Here is a 707-nt window from a genome sequence, read left to right on the forward strand (position 1 = left end):
CAACCGGGCGTTGGCCCGGATGGCCCACGAGGTCGTGGAGCGCAACAAGGGCGCATCCGACCTCGTCGTGTTAGGCATCCCATCCCGCGGTGTCCCGCTTGCCCACCGGCTCGCTGCCCGTATCTCCAGTGTCGACGACGTCGACGTACCGGTCGGTGCGCTCGACGTGACGATGTACCGCGACGACCTACGGCTGCGTCCTGCCCGAGCGCTAGAACACACCGACATTCCCACCGGCGGCGTCGACGGCAAGGTGGTTGTGTTCGTCGACGACGTGCTGTTCTCGGGCCGTACGATCCGCGCCGCGTTGACCGCGCTCGACGACGTCGGGCGGCCGCGAGCGGTCCGGCTCGCGGTACTGGTGGATCGGGGGCATCGTGAGCTTCCCATCCGGGCGGACCACGTCGGAAAGAATCTGCCGACGTCGCTACAGGAGAGTGTGAGAGTGCTGTTGGCCGAGACCGACGCGCAGGACGCCGTCCTGGTGGGCGCCGCGGAGGACACGGTCCATCGCGCTGATATGGAGGAGTCCCGATGATCCGTCACCTGCTCTCCGCCGGCGATCTCTCCCGCGAAGATGCCACGCTCATCCTGGACACCACCGAGGAGATGGCGCGGCTCACCGAGGGACGGGCAGTGAAGAAACTGCCGACGCTGCGCGGGCGCACCGTCGTGAACCTCTTCTTCGAAGACTCGACGCGAACCCG

The 707-nt window shown here is 67.5% G+C and carries 1 protein-coding gene and 1 pseudogene; both read left to right on the top strand.

From position 1 onward, the window contains the following. Positions 1-538 (top strand): bifunctional pyr operon transcriptional regulator/uracil phosphoribosyltransferase PyrR (gene pyrR / locus ELR45_RS21780; RefSeq protein ID WP_129668298.1); only part of this gene is annotated, 538 nt, incomplete at its 5' end. After that, positions 535-707, top strand: a pseudogene (locus ELR45_RS41335) (aspartate carbamoyltransferase); the annotation flags it as partial. The gene pyrR and the pseudogene ELR45_RS41335, both read left to right, overlap by 4 nt.

Origin of the sequence: Phytoactinopolyspora endophytica, from assembly GCF_004138495.1 — a bacterium.
Classification (GTDB): Bacteria; Actinomycetota; Actinomycetes; order Jiangellales; family Jiangellaceae; genus Phytoactinopolyspora; species Phytoactinopolyspora endophytica.